The sequence below is a fragment of the Streptomyces coelicoflavus genome, assembly GCF_045041415.1.
GTDB lineage: Bacteria > Actinomycetota > Actinomycetes > Streptomycetales > Streptomycetaceae > Streptomyces > Streptomyces coelicoflavus.
On record NZ_CP108218.1, the window covers coordinates 1,294,933 to 1,313,980 of the forward strand.

At 69.6% G+C, this 19,048-nt stretch carries 19 protein-coding genes and 3 pseudogenes; 11 read left to right on the forward strand and 11 right to left on the reverse strand.

The features are described 5' to 3' along the window. Window positions 1–41: 41 nt before the first annotated feature. Complete coding sequence (locus OHA99_RS05725; RefSeq protein WP_228126062.1) at window positions 42–779, reverse strand: DUF3152 domain-containing protein; 738 nt, start codon at window positions 777–779, stop codon at window positions 42–44. A 662-nt stretch (window positions 780–1,441) separates the two neighbouring features. On the opposite strand from OHA99_RS05725, the gene OHA99_RS05730 reads away from it, so the two are divergent. Beyond that, on the forward strand, window positions 1,442–1,975 hold the full coding sequence (locus OHA99_RS05730) for a TerD family protein (RefSeq protein WP_194279869.1): 534 nt from the start codon (window positions 1,442–1,444) through the stop codon (window positions 1,973–1,975). Between the two features lie 264 nt (window positions 1,976–2,239). Here the strand turns inward: OHA99_RS05730 and OHA99_RS05735 are convergent, their stop codons facing one another. From OHA99_RS05735 to OHA99_RS05750, 4 genes are all read right to left on the reverse strand, one after another. Then, a complete protein-coding gene (locus OHA99_RS05735) occupies window positions 2,240–2,413 on the reverse strand; it encodes a hypothetical protein (RefSeq protein WP_153177148.1) in 174 nt (57 codons plus the stop codon). A 411-nt stretch (window positions 2,414–2,824) separates the two neighbouring features. Beyond that, window positions 2,825–3,529 carry a DUF4396 domain-containing protein gene (locus OHA99_RS05740; protein WP_405694502.1) on the reverse strand — a complete coding sequence of 235 codons (705 nt, stop codon included), beginning with the start codon at window positions 3,527–3,529 and terminating at the stop codon, window positions 2,825–2,827. Window positions 3,530–3,634: 105 nt separating this feature from the next. Continuing rightward, window positions 3,635–4,441 carry a hypothetical protein gene (locus OHA99_RS05745; protein WP_405694504.1) on the reverse strand — a complete coding sequence of 269 codons (807 nt, stop codon included), beginning with the start codon at window positions 4,439–4,441 and terminating at the stop codon, window positions 3,635–3,637. Between the two features lie 81 nt (window positions 4,442–4,522). Next, window positions 4,523–5,029, reverse strand: a complete 507-nt coding sequence (locus OHA99_RS05750; RefSeq protein WP_194279870.1) for a MarR family winged helix-turn-helix transcriptional regulator — start codon at window positions 5,027–5,029, stop codon at window positions 4,523–4,525. Between the two features lie 122 nt (window positions 5,030–5,151). On the opposite strand from OHA99_RS05750, the gene OHA99_RS05755 reads away from it, so the two are divergent. The 5 genes and pseudogenes from OHA99_RS05755 to OHA99_RS05775 all read left to right on the forward strand — a co-directional run bounded on the left by OHA99_RS05755 (window position 5,152) and on the right by OHA99_RS05775 (window position 10,301). Further along, the gene (locus OHA99_RS05755) at window positions 5,152–5,697 is read left to right on the forward strand and encodes a nitroreductase family deazaflavin-dependent oxidoreductase (protein WP_366471289.1); all 546 of its coding nucleotides are present in this window, start codon (window positions 5,152–5,154) and stop codon (window positions 5,695–5,697) included. 535 nt (window positions 5,698–6,232) lie between these two features. Next, window positions 6,233–6,910, forward strand: a complete 678-nt coding sequence (locus OHA99_RS05760) for a hypothetical protein (protein WP_405694506.1) — start codon at window positions 6,233–6,235, stop codon at window positions 6,908–6,910. 494 nt (window positions 6,911–7,404) lie between these two features. Beyond that, entirely contained in the window at window positions 7,405–8,130 is a 726-nt protein-coding gene (locus OHA99_RS05765; protein ID WP_405694508.1) for a flavin monoamine oxidase family protein, read from the forward strand. A gap of 463 nt (window positions 8,131–8,593) precedes the next feature. Continuing rightward, on the forward strand, window positions 8,594–9,613 hold the full coding sequence (locus tag OHA99_RS05770) for an FAD-dependent monooxygenase (protein ID WP_405694510.1): 1,020 nt from the start codon (window positions 8,594–8,596) through the stop codon (window positions 9,611–9,613). A gap of 233 nt (window positions 9,614–9,846) precedes the next feature. Further along, window positions 9,847–10,301 (forward strand): annotated as a pseudogene (locus tag OHA99_RS05775) (TIGR02611 family protein). A 121-nt stretch (window positions 10,302–10,422) separates the two neighbouring features. On the opposite strand, the gene OHA99_RS05780 reads toward OHA99_RS05775, so the two are convergent. Then, window positions 10,423–11,190: a transposase gene (locus tag OHA99_RS05780; RefSeq protein ID WP_405694512.1), complete on the reverse strand. Its 768-nt coding sequence runs from the start codon at window positions 11,188–11,190 to the stop codon at window positions 10,423–10,425. 242 nt (window positions 11,191–11,432) lie between these two features. Here OHA99_RS05780 and OHA99_RS05785 point away from each other — a divergent pair, with 242 nt between their 5' ends. Continuing rightward, window positions 11,433–11,900, forward strand: a complete 468-nt coding sequence (locus OHA99_RS05785) for a MarR family transcriptional regulator (protein WP_153177152.1) — start codon at window positions 11,433–11,435, stop codon at window positions 11,898–11,900. Between the two features lie 746 nt (window positions 11,901–12,646). On the opposite strand, the pseudogene OHA99_RS05790 reads toward OHA99_RS05785, so the two are convergent. After that, a pseudogene (locus OHA99_RS05790) lies at window positions 12,647–12,745 on the reverse strand (3-oxoadipate enol-lactone hydrolase); the annotation flags it as partial. A 281-nt stretch (window positions 12,746–13,026) separates the two neighbouring features. Here OHA99_RS05790 and OHA99_RS05795 point away from each other — a divergent pair. From OHA99_RS05795 to OHA99_RS05805, 3 genes and pseudogenes are all read left to right on the forward strand, one after another. Continuing rightward, window positions 13,027–13,281, forward strand: a pseudogene (locus OHA99_RS05795) (putative PEP-binding protein); the annotation flags it as partial. A gap of 211 nt (window positions 13,282–13,492) precedes the next feature. Further along, on the forward strand, window positions 13,493–13,951 hold the full coding sequence (locus OHA99_RS05800) for a cyclic nucleotide-binding domain-containing protein (RefSeq protein WP_405694515.1): 459 nt from the start codon (window positions 13,493–13,495) through the stop codon (window positions 13,949–13,951). 38 nt (window positions 13,952–13,989) lie between these two features. Further along, the gene (locus tag OHA99_RS05805; protein ID WP_405694517.1) at window positions 13,990–14,670 is read left to right on the forward strand and encodes a CBS domain-containing protein; all 681 of its coding nucleotides are present in this window, start codon (window positions 13,990–13,992) and stop codon (window positions 14,668–14,670) included. A 102-nt stretch (window positions 14,671–14,772) separates the two neighbouring features. On the opposite strand, the gene OHA99_RS05810 is transcribed toward OHA99_RS05805, so the two are convergent. Continuing rightward, on the reverse strand, window positions 14,773–15,213 hold the full coding sequence (locus OHA99_RS05810; RefSeq protein WP_153177155.1) for a pyridoxamine 5'-phosphate oxidase family protein: 441 nt from the start codon (window positions 15,211–15,213) through the stop codon (window positions 14,773–14,775). Window positions 15,214–15,259: 46 nt separating this feature from the next. Further along, complete coding sequence (locus tag OHA99_RS05815; protein ID WP_366471285.1) at window positions 15,260–16,330, reverse strand: zinc-dependent alcohol dehydrogenase family protein; 1,071 nt, start codon at window positions 16,328–16,330, stop codon at window positions 15,260–15,262. Window positions 16,331–16,819: 489 nt separating this feature from the next. Between OHA99_RS05815 and OHA99_RS05820 the strand changes: the two genes are divergently transcribed. Continuing rightward, window positions 16,820–17,503 (forward strand): alpha/beta hydrolase, encoded by a 684-nt coding sequence (locus OHA99_RS05820; RefSeq protein WP_405694520.1) that lies wholly within the window; start codon window positions 16,820–16,822, stop codon window positions 17,501–17,503. Here the strand turns inward: OHA99_RS05820 and OHA99_RS05825 are convergent. Then, window positions 17,448–18,101 (reverse strand): hypothetical protein, encoded by a 654-nt coding sequence (locus OHA99_RS05825; RefSeq protein WP_405694522.1) that lies wholly within the window; start codon window positions 18,099–18,101, stop codon window positions 17,448–17,450. The two genes, OHA99_RS05820 and OHA99_RS05825, sit on opposite strands and share 56 nt — an antisense overlap. Window positions 18,102–18,194: 93 nt before the next feature. After that, window positions 18,195–19,046 (reverse strand): universal stress protein, encoded by an 852-nt coding sequence (locus tag OHA99_RS05830; protein ID WP_366471284.1) that lies wholly within the window; start codon window positions 19,044–19,046, stop codon window positions 18,195–18,197. Window positions 19,047–19,048: the final 2 nt, after the last annotated feature.

A 19,048-nucleotide genomic window follows, 5' to 3' on the forward strand; every position in this document is an offset into this window, starting at 1 on the left:
GATCCGCGCAAAGTATCCCTTCGGTGTTCGCCCGTCACCGGTCACGAGACGTGCGGGCCGCCGAGGTAGCGCCCGTCGGCGTCGAACGGCCAGGCGTTCGCGACGCATCCCTTCAGCCCCTTGATCTGCTGCATCATCACCGGTGCGGGTCGGCCAGCACCGGGGCAGGTCTCGTGGCCGTGCCCGATGCGGTGCCCGACCTCGTGGTTGATGATGAGCGCCCGGTACTCCTCGATCGGCCCGTCGAACTCCGGCGACCCGAGCAGCCAGCGCCGCAGATTCACCACCACGGTACGGCCGACACTGCAATTGACCTCACCGTGCGTGTCCAGGCCGGCCGCGCCACACAGACAGTCCACCGTGTGCGGCGTAGCGATTTTGACGACGAAGTCGCGCGGCCCCGAGGCCACGAGCCGGAACGAGTCCGCGCCGTCGCTGCCCCAGCCGCGCGGATCCCCCAGGATCCCGGCGATCTCCCGCGCCGCAGCGTCCGCCACGACGCCGCTGCCGTCCTCGACCTGCACCTGGTACCGCCGCAGCCGCGCTCCCGTACCGACCACCCGGCCTTCAGCGGCCGCGGTGGCGAACGTGCCGGGACCGATTACCGGCACGGAGACCGCCCTCCGGTCTCCGTGCTCGGCGTGCGATGCTGCGGCGGGGGTCCGCAAGCAACGGGCAACGGCTCGCACAGTCTTGCTGTACCGCCAGTACCCGTACGCGCTCCCACAGCTCAGCAGCACACCCCCGGCCACCAGACAGGCGAGCCACGTTCGCCCCATCCGGCTCCGGACGGCGCGCCCCTGACCCGACCGCCACCGCCGCACAGACCACACCCCTCATGGTTCAGACCAAGACGTCGAGCTTAGTCGACCCGCACGTCCTGCCCAACGAGCCCCTCGGCTGCCTCACCAGGGCCGGAGGCTCGTCGACGGCGCCGCCCGCGGTGCCGCTGACCGTTCAGAGCGGGCAACTCCCCCTGCCGAAGACAGGTTCATGCTCAGTACACGCAGCAGCTATCCTCACAGCGGGGCCGGCGCCCACCGACGCCGCGCCGTCGCACCGCAGCCGATATGTCTGGCGAGCGTCCTGGAAGGTCAGCAACGTGGGCAAAGGCGCTGGCCGCGTTCGTGCTCCTCGTACTCATGCCGCTGGTGATTTGGTTCCTGGCCAGTTTCCCTGGATCGGGCGCGTTCCCGTGGTGACGGCGGCGGCCCATGACCACGGCCCGTGCGGCCCAGGTGGGAGCAGGTCCTCGAAAGCGCCGGGATCGGCGAGCGGGAGGCTCGCGATCCCACGGCTCCTCGGACACCGCCCCAGGGAAACGCAGCGCCACGGTTCCGGGCAAGCGCACCGCTGCGAGCGGTCCACCGAGGGCCCGGCGGCTCATACTTGACTGTGCGGGAGCGCCCCGCGGTGACTGGAACGAGAGGGTGGCAAGCCGGTGAGCAGCAACGCCAAGGGGCTGAAGAAGGTCGATGTGCGGCTCAAGTGGGACCCGAGCCCCTGGGACCTGCCGCCTCACCACCTCGACATCATCGCCACGACCTACGCCACGGACGCACCGCACGGGCGGCCGGTGTACGTCGTCCAGTTCGACAAGCGATCACCGGACGGGACCATCAACATGAGCCGGCACAGCCGGACCGGTCAGGGCTTCGGCTTCGTCGAGGAGATGACGTTCGAACTCGACCGCCTGTCCCCCTCTTTCGCACGCGTGGTCGTTGGAGTTGCGATTCATCAGGACGACGGACACAAGACCTTCGGCGATGTCTCGAACACCGGGGTGGTCGTCGCGGAGGGATACGAGGAACTTCTGACGGACGACTTCCAGCGGGTCGCCGGGGCCACTGCCGCCACGGTGGCGGAGTTCACCCGGAACACCTCGGGGGCCTGGGAGTTCCGGGAAGCGGTGCGAGGATTCGACAGTGACCCCGTCCTCTTCACCGCAGAGATGGGCAGCGCACCACCGCTCTGACCGCGCGACGAGCCGGATCGCCATAGCAGACCTGGCACAGGGGAGGAGACCCCGTCACAGCGGTGAAGCGAGCCGACAACGGCTCCCAGGGCTCGAACAACCCGATGAGGCCGAGCGACCGACGCTATAGCGCGACCTGCGTCGTGGCAGTAGAGGTAGTGAGTTCGTGGGTCCACCAGTTGCGTTCCAGAAGGCGGTACCGCACCTGGCGGGCCGTGGTCCGGACGAAGGCGCGCGCACCTTCGGTGACCAACCGATTCGGGCTCAGGAAGAAACGCTTTGCGACAGCCCCCACGCCTCGGAGCCGCCTCCCCGCCACTCGACGAGCGGACTGCGGTCCAGGTCTTCGCGATCCAGCTCCACACCGTGCCGACGCATCAGCAGGATGACGTCTTGGGCGCCGTGTGCCACACCAACCGCCCTGCCCTGCAGGGACATGGCGCGGCCACCGTCCGAAACGGTGGGCGTGTGAACGACGATGGGAGCACCCCTTCCATGTTTCGTCCCTGGAGGCTCCGGGCATGCCCAGAGGTCACTCCCGGTGCCGGACTCACCCGTGGCGCGCGGCATGCGGTCACGTGTCACGAACCGGCCCTTGACCCGCCTGCGTCCGAGCATCCCGTGCCCTCCCCCTGTCAGTGCTGATGGCGGTCGGGCTGGGAGCGCTCCTGCTTGCTCCCCCGACACCCGACCATCCGATACTCCCGGACTCCTTCACCAGACGTCCATGGGCGAAGCACAGCAGGGTCAAGCGTTGTTCGTTGCCGGAGCCCGGCAACGAACCAGCAGCAGTTTGTCCGTACCGTGACTGTCACCGCTGACCGTCGCAGGGGAGCCCGTGACCGGGGTTTACATCTTCTCCTTCCAGCCGGTCCGCACCAGCCATGCGTTGACCGGCCAGGCGGTGAAGAAGCCAAGGACCATGGACACCTGCATCAGCATCCAGTAGGCAGCACTCGTCTTCGGCAGGCCGGGCGAGAAGATGACCTGCTGGTAGAGCCACATGCCGAGGAAGAGGCCGACCTGAAACGCGATGATGGACAGGGTGTCGGCCTTCACGGCTGCCCAGACGCCCTTGAGCCGACCGATGTTGCGCATGGGGACGATGGTGAAGTACTGGAAGAGGATGCCCAGGATCCAGGCGAAGGCGAAGTCCAGGGCGAAGTCGGCGTAGAGGGCCTTGCCTGCGAGCGTGAGTGAGGCCGCGTAGACGAGCCACTCGGCACCGATGTCCCCCAGGGTGCACCCGGCCCCGCAGTGGCTGATGGCCTTCGACTGCACGTCCCACTGCGGTGGCTTGTCGGAGTCGGGCATGCCCTGCTCTTCGACCATCGGCTTCGAGGTGCGCCGACCGCGCGTGAAGTAGAACCACAGGGCGACCGGCCCCCAGTACAGGGCGGTGACCGGATACACCACATTCATGATCCACATCTTCTGGCGTTGGCTGCCGAGAACGATGTCGGCCAGGATGACGAGGGCACTGGCGAAGGCCACGGCGAGACTGAACCAGCCCACGACCTCGATCCAGTCCGCCGGCTGCACGTGCCGCTCCATCCGTTCACCTCCGCTCGTCGAGGTCGTCCATGATCAGGTGGACAGGTACCCCATAGCGGGCCGGTCAGCACAGAGTCGCTCGGCCAGTCGTGCAACCGGGACACCTCAGGTCGGAGCGGGTCCCTCGGAGCCGTCTTCTCGGCGAAATCGTCGCCCGCCGCCGCCACTAGTTCCCGAACGTCGTGCACGAGTCGGACTCCGGCCACCAGGACGGGCGGAGCCGGAGGCGGCCGGGCGGTCGAGCAGGCGGAAGGAACGCACCACCGCGATGACGCAGGCGACGACCAGCCCGACGGCCCAGCCGACCAGACCTCTCAGCTCTTTCAGGATGCCCGTCGCGCCCTCGACCCCGCGCGGAGGCACCAGCCCTTTCGGGTCGTAGACGAGCGCCAGCGCGTCCCCCGGGCGGGTGGCCTGGGTGCACCCCCGCAAGATCCGAGCCGTGGAGGGCACACCGTCCCGACCTTCCACCGAGCAGAAATGTCGGCCCCGAGCCCCGGACGCCTTCTCACTCGCCTGGACGGATGTCACGACCACGGACCCTTCCCGCCCCCGGGCCGTGAGGACCACGCCGGCGGCGGTCTGAGGCGTGTGCAGTGCGAGCCCCAGGGCAAGGACGGCGACGATCCCCACCATGGCCCGGCCGGCGCGGACCAGGAGCAGGTAGAGAACAAGGCCCAGCGCGCACACCAAGCCCACTTCGCCCGCGGCGAATGCGGGCTCGCCGGTCCAGGCGCCGAAGACCCCGGCGCCCACGATCAGCCCTGCTCCGAGGAATCCGGCGAAGAGACCCTCACCGATCAACGACCGAGGCGGCAGACCCGTGAAATCCGCCGGCCCCCAGACCATGGCGCGCACATGAGCCGCCGCGTGAGAGCCGTGCGCGGACGGGCCCAGGCGCCGTCTGCTCATACGTAGGCTCCCTCGCACCCGCAACGGGCACAGGCCCGCTCCGCCAATTCCTTGCATTGTGCAAAACAGGGTACGGTGTCGTCATTCCCAGCCGAGAGGGGACGGCTCGGTGTCGGCAGTCGGGGCGGAGGGCTCCGCGCCCGCCTCGTTGAAGGCGGCCAGGGCGTCGATCAGCACCCGCCGCTTCTCTGGGCTCAGACGTTCGACGATGACGGCGATCTCCGTGCGCCGCCGGGCGGTGACCTCCTCGACCGTGCGGCGACCCTCCGACGTCAGCCGCAGCAGGGTTTCGCGCCGGTTGGCGGGATTGACCTGGCGGTCCGCCAGCCCGGCGGCGATGAGCCGGTCCACCATGCGCATGGCCGTCGAGGGGGCGACGTGCAGAAGGTCGGCGAGAGCGACGAGTTTCGTGGCGCCCCGGGTGGAGAGGACGACCAGCATCCGGAACTGCGGCAGCGTGACCCGCTCCTCGACGGCGGACAGGGACCGGGCGGAAACCGCCACCAGCAGCCGGGAGGCGGTCAGCACCTCCCGCGTGACGGCATCGACGTCCTCCATGGCCCCCTCGCGGGACTCGCGCTCCACCATGGACCCTTTCTACCCGGGATCCATCATTTAGACTGTGCAAAATTTTGCCTTCCGAAGTAAAATCCTCGGGTCTCCGGCCCCGTCGAAGCGAGGTTGGACACCGCCGCCCCCTGGAGGCGAGCATGACACCTGATGAAGCGGACCCCGCCAGACCGCGCGTTCCGGCCGGCTGGCGCAGGCGGGCCGCTCGCGCGCCCATCTTCCTGTTCCGAGCCGGCCTGGGACCGCTGCTCGGCAGACGGTTGCTGCTGCTGCACCACGTGGGGCGGATCAGCGGACACGACCGCCGGGTGGTTCTCGAAGTCGGGGCCTACGAAGCGCCGTATCGTTCCTGGACGGTCGCCTCCGGCTTCGGTCCGCGCTCCGACTGGTACCGCAACCTACGTGCCCAGCCGAAGACGGTCGTGCAGTTCGGCAACCGCCACCACGCCGTCACCGCCCACTTCCTCACCCCGGACGAAGGCGCCGACGTCATGGCGCACTACGGCCGACGCCACCCCCGCACCGCCCGCCGCCTGTGCGCCTACCTGGGGCTGCCGACCGACGGCACCGAGTCGGCCCTGCGCGAGGCCGGGCGCACGATCCCCTTCGTCCGCCTCGATGCAGACACCTGCCCACGGGACGCGCCACGCCGCCCCGGTCATGACGCACCGACACCAGCGAAATGAGCGACAGTGCCGAATCCCACCCCTGACTCGGTGTGGAGAAGATTCCTCACGGACAGCGAGGAAGCCATCGCCCGGTCCGCACCGCGAGAGCCATCTGCCCGGGAACGGACTGGGCATCCGGGGAGGAACGTCCGTGTGGGCGATGCCTGGTACTGCGAAGACGCACCGGCCGAGCTTCCATGGCGCCACCTCGACACACGTGGGCGAATACGCCGCCTCGGGCGCATCCTGGCAGGCGCGGCCGCGCTCGCCGTTCTGCTGGGACTCTTCTCCTGCCTTCCCCAAGAGCCCCCGGACCTGCCCACAGGACCCGAAAGCACCTCGCCGCCCCGCACGTCCAGTGCCGTCGTCGAGTCACCGAGCCCCGCTCCTCCCTCCTTGCCGTCGGCGGACGCGGCGTAGAGCGGCCACAGGACTCGCACGCAGCGCCGGTTCAGCCCACCCTGTTCGCTAAGCTCCGACGGGACACGGCGCGGACGGGCAGTACACCGCGAGCACACGACTGCCTCAGGGGCGGTGCGGAGGAGGCAGGGAGATGACCGACGAGTATCTGGTCGGCTACGAGCAGATACTGACGGAGGCCTCCTCCACCGGGCGTCGGCTGACCCGGGACGAACTTGACTCCCGACGCGCGCTCGGCGAACGGGCGGCGGAGGCCGGGCACGGGCTGCGCCTCCTGGTCAGTGAGCACACCTGGTTCGTAGTTGAGAACCCGGAGGAGTACGACGAGGACCCCTGGGACTTCGACGAGGCCGAACTCGCCTTCCTTGCAGCGCTGCGCACTCGGGCCGCCGCCTGGCGGGTGTCCTGGGCTTCCAACAACGTCTCACGGCCCGAGGACGACTCGTCGCTCCTCGTCTGGGTCACCCTCGTCGATGAGGAACACCCACTGATACTCGGCGAGTGGGCCCTGCACTTCTACGGCACGCACGTGCGGGCAGGGAAAGTCGCCGACCAGCTCTTCAACCTTCATGAGTCACACAAGCACGGCTTCTTCCGGGCCTCCGGCACGGCCGACGAACTCGCCCTACGGTGCGCCGACTGGTTCGAGAGCCTGTTGAGCCGCCCTGTCGTTCGTGCCGAGTGGCCCGCCGCGGCCGGAGCAATTACAACCCGCTGGGAGTTCGCCGACACAGGAGAGGCCCTCCTCACCAGCCTTGACGTGCCCACCGATGACACGCCCCCGGCCCGCCGAGTCCCGGTCCGCCCCTGATCCGCCGGACACCCCCTAATCCCTCCGCACCCCAGCGCCGGCGCTTCCGACGCCACGGACAGCCGACGGTGACGCGCGTTCAGGAGCGACAGCAGCGCCCGGAACTTCGCGGCCAAGACGGCCTCGGGTCCGGTCCGCTTGCCTCTCGGGCGATTGCGGTTGCCGTCGCGGCCGGACGCCTGTCTTAGACGGCGAATACCAGCCATGCGGTACGGGCTACCTGCAGGCGTTTGGCTTGCGGTCCGTCCTGAAATTTGCCTGCCGATTGCCGAGTTGCGGACGGGACAGATGGCGGGCGAGGGCATGACAATCAGCCAATCTATGGCACACCCCTTGATCGCGGACCTGAGAATCCTCAGGAACTTGACCTTGCGCAAAGGTGCCTTGCTTTGTGTGCATGGAGTGAAAGGGGTGGGGAGTGCTGGCGTCTGTGTCGGGGCGGGTGCGGGCGTTGATCGTGCTGGTGGTGCTGTCCGTGGTTGCGGGCGACGGCTGTGGGAACAACACACACGCTCGTCACCAGGCTCGCCGGCACGTTGGAGGACTGTCTGCTCGTCGCCTCCCCGGTGGAGCGCATCACCACGGCCGGCGAACGCGTCACGGTCGAAACCAGCAAGCACGCCATCGATGCCCGGTACGTCATCGTTACGGCGTCGCCGACACACCGCTCGACCATCGAGTTCACACCCGCACTCCCGGAGCGTCACTACGGGCTCTCGCGCAGTTGGCGGCTGGGAGCGCTCAGCAAGGCATTCGTCGCCTACGACCGGCCCTTCTGGCGGGACGAAGGTCTCTCGGGGGAAGGCATGTCCGACGACGAGACCGTCTTCCTCACCTTCGACGTCAGCCCCCACGCCGACGGCCCCGGCATCCTCATGGTCTTCTGTGACGGCCGCGGATTCGACGCGTACGACAAGGACGAGCGCCGCCGCCGCGTCATGCGGCACCTCATCCACCTGTACGGTGCACCCGCGCGCCACGCCATCGACTACACCGACTTCTCCTGGGGCAACGACAGCTTCGCACCCGGCGGGCCGAACCCGGCAGTCGGACCGAAGACATGGACCACCTTCGGACCGTTCCTGCGCGAGCCGGTCGGACGCGTCCACTGGGCCGGCAGCGAGACAGCCGACGAGACCTCCGGCAGCATGAACGGCGCCATCCTCTCGGGCCGGCGCGCAGCCACCGAAGTGGCCGCACGCCTCGACGCCGGGCAGTGACGACACCCGTCCTCGCCGGCTCCGTCCCCCGGGCCGCCGTGCTCAACCTCCCGCAAGGCACCTGACCACCTGCTCTTCGCGGTTCGCTACCGCAGGCCACGAGCAGCAGCGACGGACAGGGCTGGAACAGTCCGCCCCGGACCGGCCCCAGCCCGCCCGGAGCACGCCCGCATGCGCACCCCCGGGGACCTCCTCCGTGCTCTGCACGCGGTCCGCCGTCTCCCTGAACCATCGGAGCCGTCGTCCACCGCCTGCTTGCCGCCGCGCCGTGTCAGGCAAGATCCCGCCGCCGCACCCGCCGTCCCCAAGCCCCCGGCCGCCGCATCACGTAGCGGATCCGCAGTCACGGACCCGCACGCACTGCAGAGGAGAGACCCCAATTGGACAACACCGCGCCCCGAGCCCTGGTCGTCGGCATGGGAATCGGCGGCCTCGCCACGGCGATGCGCCTGCATGAGATCGGGTGGGAGCCCGTGATCGTCGAGCGGGCCCCGAACGCCGCGCCGCCGGCTACTTCATCGGCCTCTTCGAGACCGGCCGCGCCACCGCGAAGCGCATGGGCATCCTCGACGCCATCGGCAACCGCACCGACCCCACCAGCATCACCTACGACGTCGAGCGGGACGGACGACGCCGTCCCGGCATGGGTTACGGCGACCTGCCCGGCGGCCCTCGCCTGATCCTGCGCGGCGACATCGAGACCGCCCTCTACGGCACCGTCGCGCCCCGGACCGAAATCCGCTACGGCACCACACCCACCGCCCTCGACGAACACCTCGCAGGAGTCGATGTCACCCTGCACACCACCGCCGGCGAGGACGTCGCGGAGACCACCGAGCGCTTCGACCTCGTCATCGGCGCCGACGGCCTGCGCTCCACCGTCCGCCGCCTCGCGTTCGGGACCGACAGCCGGTTCATGCGCCCGCTGCACCACATCGTCGCCGCCACCACCATGAAGGAACCCGTTCCCGGATACCGGCCCCAGGACGGCGTCCTCGCCGAACCCGGGCGCTCCGTGTGGACCTTCCCCTTCACCGACCACCAGCCCGGACTGCTGTTCAACTACCGCACCGACGACGAGGACGCCCAGTTCCGCCGCCCGCCCGTCGAGTCTGTGCGCGCCGCCTTCGGACCCGAGCCCGTCGGCCCCGTCCTCGGCCACCTGCTCCGGCAATTCGAGCAGGCAGAGGACTACATCTTCGACTCCGCCCACCAGATCGAAATGGACACCTGGCACACCGACCGGATCGTCCTGCTCGGCGACGCCGCCTGGTGCCTGACCCTCTACTCCAGCATGGGAGCCTCCACCGCAATGGCCGGCGCCGACCTGCTGGGCACCCTGCTCCAGCGCAACCCCGGCAACACCCCCCGCGCCCTGCGCGAATGGGACCAGAAACTGCGCCCCTTCATGACGCTCAACAGAGGTCCGCCCGCACCGAGGGCCTGCCGACATTCGTCCCCCAGACCCGCAAGGACAAGGTAATGCGCACCGCCATGCAAAGGGCACTGGCCAACCGAACCGGCAAGAAAGCCATAACGGCCATGATGGATAAGGCATTCAGGGTGATGTCCATCGACATCGCCGCCGTCTGACAGCCACCACCACTGACAGCGAAGACAACAGCGCATCATGAGCACCACCGACGATCTGATGCGGCGGCTCCTTCCTCACACCTCCAATCCGGAAAAGGTCTCGGTTCCGACAGGTTGGGCTCCATGAACGCGGAGAATGATATGCAGAAGAAAGTCGCCGTGACGGTGACCGCTGATTCGACTGCGGGGGACGAGCGTGCGACTAGGCGGAAACTGGGCTCGCGAGCCCCCGGGTTCGTCCGGAGGTCAAGGTTGCTCCGCCTGGGCTGGCGGGTCGGAATTTTCGTCGTTGGTCTCGCCGTAGTTGGGGCTGGTTTCGCCATGCTGGTGCTGCCCGGCCCGGGCTGGCTGGTGATCTTCGGCGGCATGGCCATCTGGGCGACCGAATTCACCTGGGCACAGATCGTCCTACGCTGGACCCGGCGCAAGGTAACCGAAGCCGCCCAGCGCGCACTCGATCCCAAAGTACGGCGGCGCAATATCATTCTCACCACGGCGGGGCTCGTCATCATCACTGCATGGCAGGAATCTACCTCTGGAAATTCGGCATAGTTATTCCGTGGAAAATGGAGCAGTGATTCAGCAATGGTCCGAATATTCCGCCGACAAGGGAGCGAGTCCATTGTTCGCCTAAAGGATGTCCCGTAAGTGATCTCCACGTTGGTGTGGACACAGTCGGCTGCCGTGCGAGCTCGTCCCCTACCCGGCGAGGGCGAGGTTGTGCAGGCGGGCGATGCCGAGCATGGCATGGTGGACGCCGTCGCCTTTGAGGCGGCAGTCGCGGAGGATCTTCCAGCCCTTCATGCGGGCGAAGGTGTGCTCGACGCGGGCGCGAACTCGCTTGTGCGAGCGGTTGTGTTCCTCTTTCCAGGCCGGGAGATTCCTTCCCTTCTGGCGCCGGTGCGGGATGACCAGGCCGGTGCCCTGGTAGCCTCCATCCGCGATCGTTATCGTGGTTCCGACTGCGTCCTTGGTGCCGGACTCCGCCCAGCCGCGGCAGTCGTGTCGGTTGCCGGGCAATGGCCGGCCGATCACTACGACCAGGCGTGAGTCAGCGTCGATGACGACCTGGTGGGCTGTGGAGTATCGGTAGTTCTTGGACTGCTCGGCGATCGTGCGGTCACGGGTGGGGACGAGGGTGCCGTCCACGATGAGCACGGTGTCCTTACGGAACCGCTGACGTGACTGGAGCGCGAGGAGCGGGCCGAGGTGGTCGATGATCCGGCAGGCCGCCGATCTCGAGACACCGAACAGCGGCGCGAGCCGTCGCATCGTCAAGTTCGTGCGCCAGTACACAACGACCAGCAGAATCCGGTCCTCCAGCGACAGGCTCCACGGTCGGCCGCGATGTCCGTCAGCCACACTCTCGCGGCGCACGGTTGTCACCAACTTGTTGAAGCGGCGCGGGCTCAGCCCGGCAAACGGGGCTATCCAGGACGGTTCCGATGCCGTGATCACGCTAGCCACCGGAAGATCATCCCACCTGTGACCAGGTGCTACAGGAAGCCTTCCAGCGGTCGTTCGACAGCAGGGGTCAACGTCTCAAGTGCCCCTCGGCCAGGGGCCGCAGGCAGAAGCTCCTCGTTCACGCGCCGACGGCCACTCGGAAGAACACTCGCTTGCCCTCAACCGCACTTGAGGTCCTACGTTCTTCGCATGACCTGCACGGTGTGCGGGCTCCACACTGAAGTACCCGGAGGGGACATTCCATGACGACCCAGCAGCTCTCCGACGCCGAACTCGCCAGCCAGCCCGCCGCGTACTGGACCGGTGTCGCCTACGAGGCGCTCATCGCGTACATCCGGGCCCGGCAGGCCGAAAAGGGTTACACCCAGCCCCAGTTCTGGCTGCTGCGCAACCTGTCGAAGAACGACATCTCGCCCGACGGAGAGGGGATGACCCTGCCCGAGCTGCGCCAGGCCATGACCTCCTACATCCGGCCCGAGGACGATCTGGCGGCGGAGGCCGAAGTGCTCTTGGAGCGCAGCTGGCTGACCCGGGATGCCGAGAAACGGCTGTGGCTCACCGCAGAGGGAGAACAGGCCCGCGTCGACATGGCCAGTATCGCGCCCTCGATCGTCGCCGTCCTCCACGAGGGCATCGACGACGCGGACTACGTCACCACGGTGAAGGTGCTCCAGCGGCTGATCCGCAACGCGGGCGGGACGGCCGCCTGACAGGCCGCGAGCCCGGGGGCAAAGCGCCCCGGGCGTGACCACATCTCAAACACGTCTTGGGGCCGAATGCGCAAACCGATCTTTGCGGGACAGCCCTTAATCACCCGGTCGGTTTCTGAACCGGCCCCCCTACTGCGCGGGACGTCACCGCGGGCGACGCCTGCGGTGACGTCCCGCAGCCGCTCCACGTACAGGCTCAAGTTCTTGCGGGCGACGTCGGTGTCCGGGTAGCGAACGGCGAACCACAGGCCCTCCGAGAGCCAGAAACGCATCCGCTGGGGCGAACGGGGGGTCAGCATCGACGGCGGCTACGCGACTCACCCACGGGCATCCGGCATACCGTTTGGCCTGCCCGAGCAGGGCACAGCGCATCCACTCGCCAGCCGACAGAGCCCGCCCAGTTGCCCTGCGGGCCAAGTCGTCCGTCATGGCTGCGATCGCAAATTCAGCGTCATCGAGAACAGCGCTGGAAGACAAACTGCATGACGAGCCGAACACGTCACGCGTGTACGCACAGTCAACTGCACGGTGATGCCCCACCGGAGCGCTCCGCCGGAGCCTCGTCTCATGGCTCCGGGCAGAGGAGGCCCACCAGGGATGCTCCCCGGCGGGGCCTCGGCCTATCACCGGCCCTGTCACACGTCTGTCACCAACTACGTCGACACCACCGGACAGCAAAGCCTTGACCTGCTACAAAGCACACACCATGGACTGGCGTGGACGCCCACAGACGGTCTCTACAACCTGTGCCATGTGGAACCCAGTGAGGGACCGAGGATCAGGACCGGGGCCTCTTCTGGCCCGTCAAAGCGGTATCGCAGGGTGTTCGACGGTGTCTCACTCACGCACCGCACCCTCTCACGTCTCACGGACGCCCCTGTAACGCGGGGGTACGGGGAACCTGTCTGACCAGGTTGAAGACCTCGCGGACGGCGTATCGCTCGACGCATCGGATGATCTCACGCCCGGGTGTTGAGCCGGCGCGTGCGCCGTCGGCCGGAGGAGTACTCGACGGGGCTGGCTCCGCAGAGAGCCGTTCCGGCCGGCCCGAGACGTCGGGACGTACGGCCCTCCCCCGCCGCCTTGGTGCACCCTGCGGGGGAGCCGTCACCTCCGGGCTCGGCCGGCCTCCCCCTTCGAGACGATCGACCGCGAGGGCGTCGGACGGCTGGTGGAGGTCGCCGTCGCCGAGGGCAGGGCCGCCCGCGACTCACTGGAGACAGGCGTGTGCGGCGAACACGGCGGAGACGCGGAGTCGGTGCACTTCTTCCACCGCGCCGGCCTCGACTACGCCTCCTGCTCTCCGTTCCGGGTCCCGGTGGCACGGCTGGAGGCCGGGCGGGCCGCGCTGGACGGGGCCGGGACGAGCGACGGCAGATGAGGCGGACACGCCGTAGCGGCCCTGTCGAAAGACTTCCCCGGTGCACGTGAGGGCCGAACGGCCGGCGATCGGCCCGGACGGCCCATGGCTTCCGGCTCCGGTCGGGACCAGCCTGGAATCAGCGAGGGACGCGCCACCCGGTTCACGTCCGGGTCGCAGGCACCGCTGAACGTTGTCTTGCCGCGTGCCCCGAGAAGTAGGGAGCGCAACGATGACCTCCACCACCACACTGACCGCGGGCCTCCCGGTCGAGCACCGTGAACGGCTGATGCGAGTCGCCCGCGAGGTGTCCTGCGTGGCAGGCGCGCGACTGTTCGAGGAGGGCGGGCGTGCCGACCGGTTCTGGATCGTCCGCACCGGCACCGTCACCCTCGATCTCCGCGTCCCCGGCCGCAGGGCCGCCGTCATCGAGTCGTTGGGCCACGGGGAACTGGTCGGCTGGTCCTGGCACTTCCCGTCCTACCTGTGGCATCTGGGCGCCGAGGCGATGACCCCGGTACGGGCCTGGGAGTTCGACGCCGAGGCCGTCCGTGCCCTGTGTGCCCAGGATCCGGCTTTCGGCCGTGCGGTCGCCACCTGGGTCGGCGACGTCGTCGCCCACCGGCTGCACGCCGCCCGGACCCGGCTGCTCGACCTGTACGGCCCGCACGGAAGCGGAGTGCTGCTGTGACCTGGGCACATCGCCCGTACCCCGAGAGGAGGAACACCATGCTGTACGGCAGTCCGCGCGTCGTGAGTGACGTCATGACGCACACCGCCGTGGCCGTGGGCCGCGACGCACCGTTCAAGGACATCGTCACCCTCATGCAGCAGTGGAAGGTCAGCGCCCTGCCCGTGCTCGCGGGCGAGGGCCGTGTCGTCGGCGTCGTCTCGGAGGCCGACCTGCTGCCCAAGGAGGAGTTCCGCGACAGCGACCCGGACCGGTTCACCCAGATGCGCCGCCTGGCCGACCTGGCCAAGGCAGGCGGGCTGACGGCCGCCGACGTGATGTCCGCGCCGGCCGTCACCGTCCACCCCGACGCCACGCTGGCGGAAGCGGCCCGCATCATGGCGCAGCGGAAGGTCAAGCGCCTGCCGGTGGTCAACTCCGAGGGTCTGCTGGAGGGCGTCGTGAGCCGGGGTGACCTGCTGCGCGTCTTCCTGCGCCCGGACGAGGAGATCGCCGAGGAGGTCGATCGCGACATCGTGCCGTTCCTCTTCCCGGCTCCCTCTCAGCCTGTCCGGGTGGCGGTCTCCGACGGCGTGGTCACCCTCACCGGCCCGTTCCGGGACACCTCCCTGGTTCCCGTCGCCAACCGTCTGGTCCGCGCCGTGGAGGGCGTCGTCGCCGCCGAGTGCCGGGTGGAGCGCGACGGGCCCCGTGAGACCGTCGCGGCTACTCAGCCCTGACAAGACCGCTTACGGCGTGCCCGGCCGGATGCACGCAGCGTCCGGCCGCGCACGTACTCGGTAGGCGGTGCGCGCCGACCGGCCGGCCTTCGCCGACGCCGCTCAAGGTGAAACCGGCACTCCGCACATGGAATGGCCGCCCGGGAGTTCGCGTCCGGTGACCAGTTCGGGCTCGATGCGGACGAAGACCTCGTCCGGCCGGGCCACCCACGAGCGGGGACCGCTCCTCGTCAGCCGGTCGTGATCGGTGGCATCGGTCACCACGGAAGCGAGCCCGGTGACGACGACGCTCCAGCCCGCGTGCGCCGCCGCATCGAACGCGTCCCCCTCGAAGGCGACCACGGCCCCGTCGACGGCGCGGACCATCTCGGACGATGCCGAGGTACGCAACAGCACGGCGCCGTCCGGCTCCAGCAGGAAGTTGACCGGCAGCACGGCCGGCAGAGCGGCGCGGGTGAAGACGACACGGCCCACGTCGGCCTCTGACAGCCGCCTCAGGCACTCCTGCCGGCTCAGTTCCCGGAACCCGTCGTTGCGGTACATCAACCCGCCGTCTCTCGCTCGTGGGTCTCGTGCGGAACGGGCCGTGTCACACCGTCCTGGGTGCAACGACTTCCCGGCGCGGACCGCCGAGGACCACCTTCAGCGCTCCGGTGTCCGCGGCACCGGCGAAGACCTCGTACGCCTCTTCCATACGCTCGAGCGGGAAGGTGTGGGTCACCAGCTGGGCGGTGGGGAGCCGTCCGGACGCCGCCATGCGCAGCAGCGTGGGCGTGGTCCGGGTGTCGACCAGGCCGGTGGTGATCGTGACGTTCTTGATCCACAGGTCTTCCAGGTGCAGGGTCGCCGGCGTGCCGTGCACGCCGACGTTGGCGACGTGTCCGCCCGGGCGCACCATGCGGGTGCACATCTCGAACGTCTCCGGCATGCCCACGGCCTCGATGACGACGTCGGCGCCGAGTCCCCCGGTCAGGTCGGCGACCAGTTGCTCCGGGGTCTCCCGGGCGTCGGCCACCGCGTCGGCACCGAGTTTCCTGGCGGCCTCCAGCCGGGCGCCGGCCACGTCCACGGCGACAATGCGCTCGGGCGCGAACAGCCGTGCCGTGGCGACGGCGGCCAGTCCGATGGGCCCGGCACCCACCACGACGACCGTGTCCCCGGGGCGGACGCACCCGTTGAGCACCCCCACCTCGTAGGCGGTAGGGAAGATGTCGGCCAGCAGTACGGCGTCCTGGTCGGTGACCGCGCCGGGCAGGGGGTGCACGGAGAGGTCCGCGTACGGAACGCGGACGTACTCCGCCTGTGTGCCGTCGATCAGGTGGCCGAGGATCCAGCCGCCTCCGCCGAGGCACTGGCCGTACACGCCCTCCCGGCAGTAGCGGCACCTGCCGCAGGCGGTGATGCAGGACACCAGGACGCGGTCTCCGGGACGCACGGTGCGCACGTCCGTGCCGACCTCGACGATCTCGCCGACCGCCTCGTGGCCGAGGACGGTTCCGGGGCGCACCTCGGGAACGTCCCCTTTCAGTATGTGCAGGTCCGTCCCGCAGATGGTGACGGCGTCGACCCGGACCACGGCGTCGGTGGGCTCCTTGAGGTCCGGGTCGGGTATGTCCTCCCACGCGGACCGGCCAGGACCGTGGAACACGTAACCCTTCATCGCGATGCTCACCCTCTCTGCGCTCGGGAGCATCCGGAGCCCGCTGACCGGCCTTCGCCGGGCGGGCCCTCGACCGTCGGTACGACGCGGATTGCTCCACAACTCCAGACTCTCCCGGGTTTCGCGCCCGCGCTTGGGCCGGTCGGCCCCCGCGCCCCGCCTGTCGGCCCCGGCCCGGGACCGACGCGCGTGCCACCTCCGGATGGCCGGCCGCCACCGGACGAGCTCCGGCCGCGTCCAGCCCCGTCGGCCTCCGGACCGGGCCGGTCGACCCTGCCGGTCGGGACCGTCCGACTCTGCCCCGCCCGACGAGTGCGCGGTGCAATGACCGTGCAGGCGGTGGCAGCCGCCACCGACCCACCGCAAGCCGGGAGGTACGTCATGCGCTCCCCGAGTCGCACGGAAGCCGATCGGCGCCCGACTCGCGACGTCGAGCGGCTCGAACTCCTCCGGCCCCGCACCACGTGGCCGGATGCTACGCACGGGCCGATGCCGACGTGGCCCGCCGAAGGACAGCGGGAGGAACAGGTGGTGGTGCCCGCCGGTCGGACGCACTTGACCGCGCGGCTCGTCCTGCCCGCCATGCCCCGCGTCGTGCTGGCCTTCGCACACAGTGCCGGAGACGGTGGCCCTGGCCCGTGGTATGAGTACGCCGTCCCTCGCCTCCACCGCGCCGGGATCGGCGCTCTGCTGCTCGGCCTGCTGACCGAGGAGGAGCGAAGTGACCGGCACAAGCTCTTCGACGTGGTGCTGCTGGCCCGGCGCCTGGAAACGGCAACGCAGTGGCTGCGCCAGGAGACCGGACTGCCCGTGGGGTACGTCGGGAGCGAAGCGGGTGCGCCTGCCGCGTTGCGGGCGGCAGCGGCCGATGACGAGATCCGAGCCGTCGTCTCCCTGGGCGGCCGACCGGAGCTGGCCGGCCCGGCGGCGCTGGCCCGGGTGCGGGCGCCGTCCCTGTTCGTGGTCGGCGGCCTGGATCCGCAGGGCGCGGGCCTCAGCCGGCTCGCTGCCGACTGGATGAGCTGTCCGCATCACGTCACGGTGGTGCCTGGTGCCGCGGGTGACCTGGCCGGTCCCGGAGCCGCCGAGGCCGTCGCGGGTCTGATCCGCGACTGGTTCACGAACGACCGTCCGGGAGTGAACGCCGCAACCCGGCATCCGGTACTTCCCTGACGCTTGGGAAGCAGCGTTCGACTTCGAGGTTCGTCGGCACGAGCAGGGCGCGCGGGGGCTGGGTGGCGCGGGCGGGACCGATGCGGGGCTCGGCGGGGCTTCGCCCGTTCTTCAGGTGGACGGAGCCGTGCTCGAGCGGCGCACGTCCGACGGCGACGACTCGGTTGGCCTCCTTCTCACCGGCGGTGAGCTCGTGGGTGCGGCTGGCATGGAGGCCCGTGACGAGTACGGGGTCGCGTACGTCGTTGTCCGGGCGGCGGAGACCGAGGTCCCCGAGAGCGCCGAGACCGGCGGCGGCCAGCTCGGCCGAACCTTGTTCCTCCCCTCCGTCGTACGCGGCGAGGCCGATGATCCGACCCCTCGGCCCGGCCACCAGTGCCCGGTGGCCGGGGCGGGGCGGCTCACAGGCGTGGTCTGCGGCGACGGCGGCGGAGTGCGGCCGCACGGCGAAGAAGCGCATCCGCAGGTTGTCGGGTGACGTCGTCTCGTGGAGGCGGTGGAGTCGAGCGTGGTCCTCGGGTTCCACAGCGCGGATGCGGACGGTGGTGCCGTCCGTCAGCAGGGCGTGGATGGCGGGGCGTCCCGGGTCGTCCGTCATCGTTCTCTCCTCTCGCCGGGGCCGGGTTGCGCCGACCGGTCCTCCGTCGCTCCACCGCCGCGGTGCCGGCGGCCTGGGAGCCGGGCATCGGGCTCACCTCTGCTCCGGCACGACGACGACCGGGCAGGCCGAGCGGTGCAGTACGGAGTGGGCGACCCGGCCGAGCCGTCCATGGCTTCGACGGCCGATCACCATCAGGTCGGCCTCGGCGGAGGCAGCGGGCAGCACGCCGCGCGCCGGCCCCTCGGCGGTGCACCGGCGCACGGCGATGTCGGACGGTGCGTCTTCCAGGGCTGCTTCCAGCTCCTTGGCTGCCCGCTCCTCGTACAGCCGGTCGGGCTCCCCCGTCAGCAAGGGGTGATCAACCGTCTCGTGGGCGGGGCAGCGCCAGGTCCGCACGACGGTCAGTGGCACGTGGCGCAGGCGTGCCTCGGTGACGGCGAACCGCAGGACGGACGCAGGTGCCTCGCCGAGACCGACGATGATCCTGCCGTGCCGTCCGGTGACGGCTCGGTCGTCGTGGTTGCCGCGCAGCACGACGACCGGGCAGTCGCTCGCGGCGGCCACGGTCCGGCTGACGGACCCCAGCAGCCTGTCCGTGACGCCGCTGCGGCCGCGGCTGCCCACGACGATCATGGACGCGTTGCGTCCGGCGCAGACCAGGGCGTGCTCGGCCTCGTGGGGCACCGTCTCGGTGGTGACGAGGAGGTCGGGATGCCGACGCCGGGCGTGCCGGGCGGCGGCCCGGAGGATGTCCTCGGCCCTGACCTGAGCGGACGGCTTGCCCAACTCACGTGCGAGCGCCGCCCCTTCGTACCGCTCCCACAGCGCTCCGTAGAGCACGATGAGGGGCACTCCGTGCAGGGCAGCCTCGTCGGCCGCCCAGTCGACGGCCCGCAGGCTGGGTTCGGAGCCGTCCACGCCGACCACCAGTGGCAGATACATGA

What these genes read in the sequence shown, in the direction of transcription:
- OHA99_RS05760 (WP_405694506.1), top strand. Translation starts at nt 6,233, where the DNA reads ATGACCGACGAGTATCTGGTCGGCTACGAGCAGATACTGACGGAGGCC.
- OHA99_RS05805 (WP_405694517.1), top strand. Translation starts at nt 13,990, where the DNA reads ATGCTGTACGGCAGTCCGCGCGTCGTGAGTGACGTCATGACGCACACC.
- OHA99_RS05750 (WP_194279870.1), bottom strand. Translation starts at nt 5,029, where the DNA reads ATGGTGGAGCGCGAGTCCCGCGAGGGGGCCATGGAGGACGTCGATGCC.
- OHA99_RS05810 (WP_153177155.1), bottom strand. Translation starts at nt 15,213, where the DNA reads ATGTACCGCAACGACGGGTTCCGGGAACTGAGCCGGCAGGAGTGCCTG.
- OHA99_RS05830 (WP_366471284.1), bottom strand. Translation starts at nt 19,046, where the DNA reads ATGTATCTGCCACTGGTGGTCGGCGTGGACGGCTCCGAACCCAGCCTG.
- OHA99_RS05815 (WP_366471285.1), bottom strand. Translation starts at nt 16,330, where the DNA reads ATGAAGGGTTACGTGTTCCACGGTCCTGGCCGGTCCGCGTGGGAGGAC.
- OHA99_RS05735 (WP_153177148.1), bottom strand. Translation starts at nt 2,413, where the DNA reads ATGTCCCTGCAGGGCAGGGCGGTTGGTGTGGCACACGGCGCCCAAGAC.
- OHA99_RS05755 (WP_366471289.1), top strand. Translation starts at nt 5,152, where the DNA reads ATGACACCTGATGAAGCGGACCCCGCCAGACCGCGCGTTCCGGCCGGC.
- OHA99_RS05785 (WP_153177152.1), top strand. Translation starts at nt 11,433, where the DNA reads ATGACGACCCAGCAGCTCTCCGACGCCGAACTCGCCAGCCAGCCCGCC.
- OHA99_RS05820 (WP_405694520.1), top strand. Translation starts at nt 16,820, where the DNA reads ATGCCGACGTGGCCCGCCGAAGGACAGCGGGAGGAACAGGTGGTGGTG.
- OHA99_RS05825 (WP_405694522.1), bottom strand. Translation starts at nt 18,101, where the DNA reads ATGACGGACGACCCGGGACGCCCCGCCATCCACGCCCTGCTGACGGAC.
- OHA99_RS05745 (WP_405694504.1), bottom strand. Translation starts at nt 4,441, where the DNA reads ATGAGCAGACGGCGCCTGGGCCCGTCCGCGCACGGCTCTCACGCGGCG.
- OHA99_RS05740 (WP_405694502.1), bottom strand. Translation starts at nt 3,529, where the DNA reads ATGGAGCGGCACGTGCAGCCGGCGGACTGGATCGAGGTCGTGGGCTGG.
- OHA99_RS05725 (WP_228126062.1), bottom strand. Translation starts at nt 779, where the DNA reads ATGGGGCGAACGTGGCTCGCCTGTCTGGTGGCCGGGGGTGTGCTGCTG.
- OHA99_RS05800 (WP_405694515.1), top strand. Translation starts at nt 13,493, where the DNA reads ATGACCTCCACCACCACACTGACCGCGGGCCTCCCGGTCGAGCACCGT.